Below are 5636 nucleotides of genomic sequence, written 5' to 3' on the forward strand. Positions count from 1 at the left end.
GGTAAGATATATGTAAATAATGGATTCTGGGATACCTACAGAACAACATGGGCAGCATATACATTATTTACACCAGAAAAAAATACAGAAATGCTTAATGGATTAGTTCAACATTATGACGATCAAGGATGGGTTCCAAGATGGATTGCACCAGGTGGAACTAATAGTATGGTAGGAACAAGCTCAGATATTATATTTGGTGATGCAATGAACAAAGAAGTAGATTTTAATGCAGAAAATGCATTTAAGTCAGCATTAAAAAATGCATCAGTAGTATCTCCTAACTTAACTAATGGTGGTAGAGCAAGAGTTCAAACTTCAGTATTTGATGGATATGTTCCAGCAGAGCAACATGAAGGATTCTCATGGGCTATGGAAGGATACTTAAATGATTATGGTATCTATCAAATGGCAGAAAAACTAGGGAAAACAGATGAAGCTATTTATTATAAAAATCGTTCATTAAATTATACAAAGTTATTTAGTGATTATGATGGAGGTTGGTTTAGAGGTAAAAAGGCCAATGGAGAATGGCGTACTACTGATGAAGCATTTAATCCTATAAAATGGGGCGATGACTATACAGAAACTAATGCTTGGAATATGGCATTCTCAGTAGTTCATGATGGTCAAGGTTTAGCTAACTTATATGGTGGAAGAGAAGCTTTAGGAGCTAAATTAGACCAATTCTTTACAACTGATGGAAACTTTAATCCAGGTGGATATGGTGGAGTTATCCATGAAATGCTTGAAGCAAGAGAAGTTAAGTTAGGACAATATGGTCATAGTAATCAACCGTCACATCATATTCCATATATGTATAACTACGCAGCTCAACCTTGGAAAGCTCAAGCTGTTGTAAGAGATATATTAGCTAGATGTTATGTAGGAAGTGAATTTGGTCAAGGTTATATTGGTGATGAAGATAATGGAGAAATGTCAGCATGGTATATCTTTAGTGCATTAGGATTCTACCCAGTTAGTGTAGGTAATGATGAATATGCAATAGGATCACCTTTATTTAAAAAGGCAACAATTCATTTAGAAAATGGAAAAGATATCGTTATAAATGCACCTAATAATAGCAAAGAAAATGTATATATTCAAAGCATGACTTTAAATGGTGAAGATTATAATAAATCATATATTAAGCATGATGATATTAAAGATGGGGCAGAAATTACATTTAATTTAGGTAATACTCCTAATACAAATTGGGGAACAGCAGAAGATTCATTACCTACATCAATAACAGAAGGTGATGAAGTTGCAACACCTATGGATGATTTCTCTAAAAAAGATGTTGCTATTGGAACTGAACAACCTAAGGTAGTATTAGGTGATACAGCGTATGGAACTGATGGGGATGTATCAAAATTATTTAATAATAATTCAAGTGATGAAGCAACTGTATCAACACTTTACTATACTTTTGCAGAACCAAAGTATGTTGAGTTATATACTTTAACATCATCAAGAAATAATTTAGAAGCTCCAAAGAACTTTACTCTTTCAGCATCAAATAATGGTGAAGATTGGGTAGTATTAGACGAAAGATCAAATGAAGTATTTGATTGGGCACAATATACTAGGCCATTTGCAATTTCTCAAGATAAGGTTAAGAAATATACTCATTATAAATTAGAAATGACAGGTGGAAATAAGCTTTCAGAAGTTGAGTTAATGGGATATTCAAATAAAAAAGATATAGAAGAGGAAATAGTTGTATCAAAGGTTAATAATTTAAAAGCTAAAAATATTGATAAAAATAATATAGAGCTAGGATGGGAAGCTCCAGAAAGCACTATAGGATTAGAAGGGTATAATATTTATAAAGATGGTAAGTTATTAACTACATTAGACAATAATACTTTAACTTATAAAGCTGAAGGATTAAAGGCTAACACTATTTATGGATTTAAGGTAACAGCTAAATACTCAAATGGCGAAGAATCAAAGCCACAATCAGTAAATATTAGAACAATTAAATAAGAGTTATAATAAAGGTTTCCTTTTAAGTATTGAGAAATATTTAAAAGGAAACTTTTTTATAAGCAAATATATTTTAAAATAAGAATAAGTCATATTATATACAATTATTACATAATATGGTAAAATAAACAGTAAGAATTTAATTAATGGGGGTACTTGGGGATGTACAAGATAGTAAGTAAAAGAGAGCTTACAGATAATATATTTCTTATGGATATAGAAGCACCTAGAGTTGCTAATTCTGCTAAGCCAGGACAATTTATTATTATTAAAAACGATGATAAGGGAGAAAGAATACCACTAACAATTGCGGATTATGATAGTGAAAAAGGAACAGTAGCTATTGTTTTTCAAACTGTTGGACAAGGAACTAAACAATTAGCTACATTTAATGAGGGAGATTATGTAGCAGACTTTGTTGGTCCATTAGGTCAGCCAAGTGAATTTATACATGAGGAAATTGAAGAGTTAAAAAATAAGAACATAATATTTATAGCAGGTGGAGTTGGGGCTGCACCAGTATATCCTCAAGTAAAATGGATGCATAATAATGGGATAAAATGTGATGTAATTGTAGGAAGTAGAAATAAAGAATTATTAATATTAGAAGAAGAAATGAGAAAAGTTGCAGGAAATCTTTATGTAGCAACTGATGATGGTTCTTATGGATTTAATGGGAAGGTAACAGATTGCTTAAAGGATTTAGTTTTAAATAAAGGAAATAAATATAATCATGCAGTTGTAATTGGACCAATGATAATGATGAAATTTATGTGTCTTCTTACAAAGGAATTAGAGATTCCAACTACAGTAAGCTTAAATCCAATAATGGTTGATGGTACAGGTATGTGTGGTGCTTGTAGAGTAACTGTTGGTGGAGAAGTAAAATTTGCATGTGTAGATGGACCAGAATTTGATGGACATTTAGTAGATTTTGATGAGTCAATGAGAAGACAAACTATGTATAAGTCAGAAGAAGGAAGGGCTCAATTAATAATAGAAGAAGGGGACACTCATAACCATGGTGGTTGTGGCTGTAAGGGTGAATAATATGACTCCACAAGAAAGAATGAAAAGAACTCCTGTTACAGAACAAAAGCCAGAAGTAAGAGCAACAAACTTTAATGAGGTTTGCTTAGGATATACAGAAGAAGCTGCTATAAAGGAAGCTAATAGATGTTTAAGTTGTAAATCACCTAAATGTGTGGAAGGGTGTCCAGTTTCAATAGATATTCCAGGATTTATAGCTTTAGCTAAAAAAGGAGATTTTGAGGGAGCAGCAAAGGATATTGCTAAATATAGTGCACTTCCAGCAGTTTGTGGAAGAGTATGTCCACAAGAAAGTCAATGTGAAGGAAAATGCTTATTAGGAATAAAGGGTGAACCAATAGCTATAGGAAAACTAGAAAAGTTTACAGCAGATTGGTCTAGAAAACATGATATAGACTTAACTTTTAAAGAAGAGTCTAACGGTAAAAAAGTAGCCGTAATTGGAAGTGGTCCAGCAGGATTAACTTGTGCGGGTGACTTAGCTAAAAAGGGTTATGATGTAACTATATTTGAAGCTTTACATGAACCAGGAGGAGTTTTAGTTTATGGAATTCCAGAGTTTAGACTTCCTAAAGAAGAAGTAGTTAAGGCTGAAATAGAAAACATTAAAAAGCTAGGAGTAAAGATAGAAACAAATGTAGTTGTAGGTAGAACTGTAACTATTGATGATTTAATAGAAAATGAAAAATTCCAAGCTGTATTTATAGGGTCAGGAGCAGGATTGCCTAAATTTATGGGTATATCAGGTGAAAATGCAAATGGTGTATTTTCAGCAAATGAGTTTTTAACAAGAGTTAATCTTATGAAAGCATTTAAAGAAGAATATCATACACCAGTAAAGCTAGGAAAAAAGGTAGCTGTAGTTGGTGGAGGAAATGTTGCAATGGATGCAGCAAGAACAGCTTTAAGATTAGGTTCAGAAACTCATATAGTATATAGAAGAAGTGAATCAGAACTTCCAGCAAGATTAGAAGAAGTACATCATGCTAAGGAAGAAGGGGTAATATTTGATGTATTAACTAACCCAACAGAAATTTTAGTAGATGAAAAAGGTTGGGTAAAAGGAATGAGATGTGTTCAAATGGAGCTTGGGGAACCTGATTCTTCTGGAAGAAGAAAGCCTGTTGTAAAGGAAAATTCAGAATTTGTAATGGATGTTGATACAGTAATAATGTCACTTGGAACATCACCAAATCCTTTAATTTCATCAACAACTAATGGATTAGACATTAATAAGTGGAAATGTATAGTTGCAGATGAAGATGGATTAACTACTAAAGAAGGCGTTTATGCAGGCGGAGATGCTGTAACAGGTGCAGCAACAGTTATTTTAGCTATGGGAGCAGGTAAAAAAGCTGCAAGTGCAATAGATGAGTACTTAAACTCAAAGTAATTCTCAAATTTAAAGGGAACTATAGGGTGGTATATTTAATATCATTATATAGTTCCCTTTTATATATTCATTTAAAATCAACAATATTTTTAATTTCAAATTGTAAAAATATCATTACTGTTTATAATAGATATATAAGGTATATATTTTTAGAACGGAAAAGGACGTGAAATCATGTATTTATCTAAATTTACAGATTACTCTTTTAGGGCTTTAGTTTATCTTGCGCTTAATAGAGATAAGCTTTGCACAGTTGAGGAATTAGCAAAGGAGCTTAACATATCAGAACATCATTTAAAAAAGATAATTCATAAATTAGCAAAAACAGACTACATAGTTTCGATAAAAGGAAGAACAGGTGGATTAAAGTTAGGATTAGAACCAAAGGAAATAAACTTGGGGGAAGTTTTAAAGGTTACTGAAGATAACTTAAATATTGCGGAATGCTTTAATAAGGACGATACCTGTCCATTTATTTCAGGTGGATGTAAGCTAAAGGGAATAATGGCTAGGTCATTAAAATCATTTTTAGCAGAATTCTCACAATATACATTAGAAGATGTATTATAAAGAGTGAAAAGTATGAGTCATATCAATGCATCTGAAATCAAAAGGGAAACCAAGGGATTAATAAGAAATACTTATAAAAACTTTACATTTAATATTAAAGCAGTAATTTATTTTGAATTATTATATAGACTAATAAGTACATTCTTATTTGTACCTATAAATATGTTTTTAATAAATAATTTTATGGGTCAAATGGGCGTCGTAAGTATAACTAATACTGATTTATTAAAATTTGGAACAACATCAAAGGGGATAATTTATTCATTTCTTTTAGTAGTAGTATCGTTTATAGCAATTTTTATAGAAATGTCGGTATTAACGTATATAGGTTATAAATCTCATAAAAAAGAAAGAGTTACTTTATTAGAAGCTTGCATTAATAGTTTAAAGATACTACCTCAAACCTTTAATAGAGGAATGATATTTATAGTTCTAGTTGCAGGAGTAATAGGGCCAGTTACTGGTGTAGGACTTTATAGTTCTTTAATAAAAAGTTTAACTATACCTCCATTTATAACTTTGGAACTTTTTAAAACTACAGGTGGAAAAGTATTTTATGTTCTTATAATGGTTATTTTAGTAGTTCTATTACTAAGATGGATATTATCAATACCAGCAGTAATTATTGAAA

General features: G+C 31.4%; 5 protein-coding genes. All 5 read left to right on the plus strand.

What is annotated here, in order from left to right; all coding sequences use genetic code 11:
- Positions 1 to 1992, plus strand: a 1992-nt coding sequence (locus ACRDBA_RS12735; RefSeq protein ID WP_438573302.1) for a GH92 family glycosyl hydrolase, incomplete at its 5' end; no start/stop codon positions are given.
- 162 nt (positions 1993 to 2154) lie between these two features.
- The gene (locus ACRDBA_RS12740; protein WP_438573303.1) at positions 2155 to 3042 is read left to right on the plus strand and encodes a sulfide/dihydroorotate dehydrogenase-like FAD/NAD-binding protein; all 888 of its coding nucleotides are present in this window, start codon (positions 2155 to 2157) and stop codon (positions 3040 to 3042) included.
- A 1-nt stretch (position 3043) separates the two neighbouring features.
- Entirely contained in the window at positions 3044 to 4435 is a 1392-nt protein-coding gene (gene gltA / locus ACRDBA_RS12745) for an NADPH-dependent glutamate synthase (protein WP_438573306.1), read from the plus strand.
- A gap of 174 nt (positions 4436 to 4609) precedes the next feature.
- Positions 4610 to 5005 carry an RrF2 family transcriptional regulator gene (locus ACRDBA_RS12750; protein WP_438573304.1) on the plus strand — a complete coding sequence of 132 codons (396 nt, stop codon included), beginning with the start codon at positions 4610 to 4612 and terminating at the stop codon, positions 5003 to 5005.
- Between the two features lie 12 nt (positions 5006 to 5017).
- Positions 5018 to 5636, plus strand: a 619-nt coding sequence (locus ACRDBA_RS12755) for a glycerophosphoryl diester phosphodiesterase membrane domain-containing protein (protein WP_438573305.1), incomplete at its 3' end; no start/stop codon positions are given.

The organism is Clostridium sp. (assembly GCF_051654825.1).
Lineage (GTDB): Bacteria > Bacillota > Clostridia > Clostridiales > Clostridiaceae > Clostridium.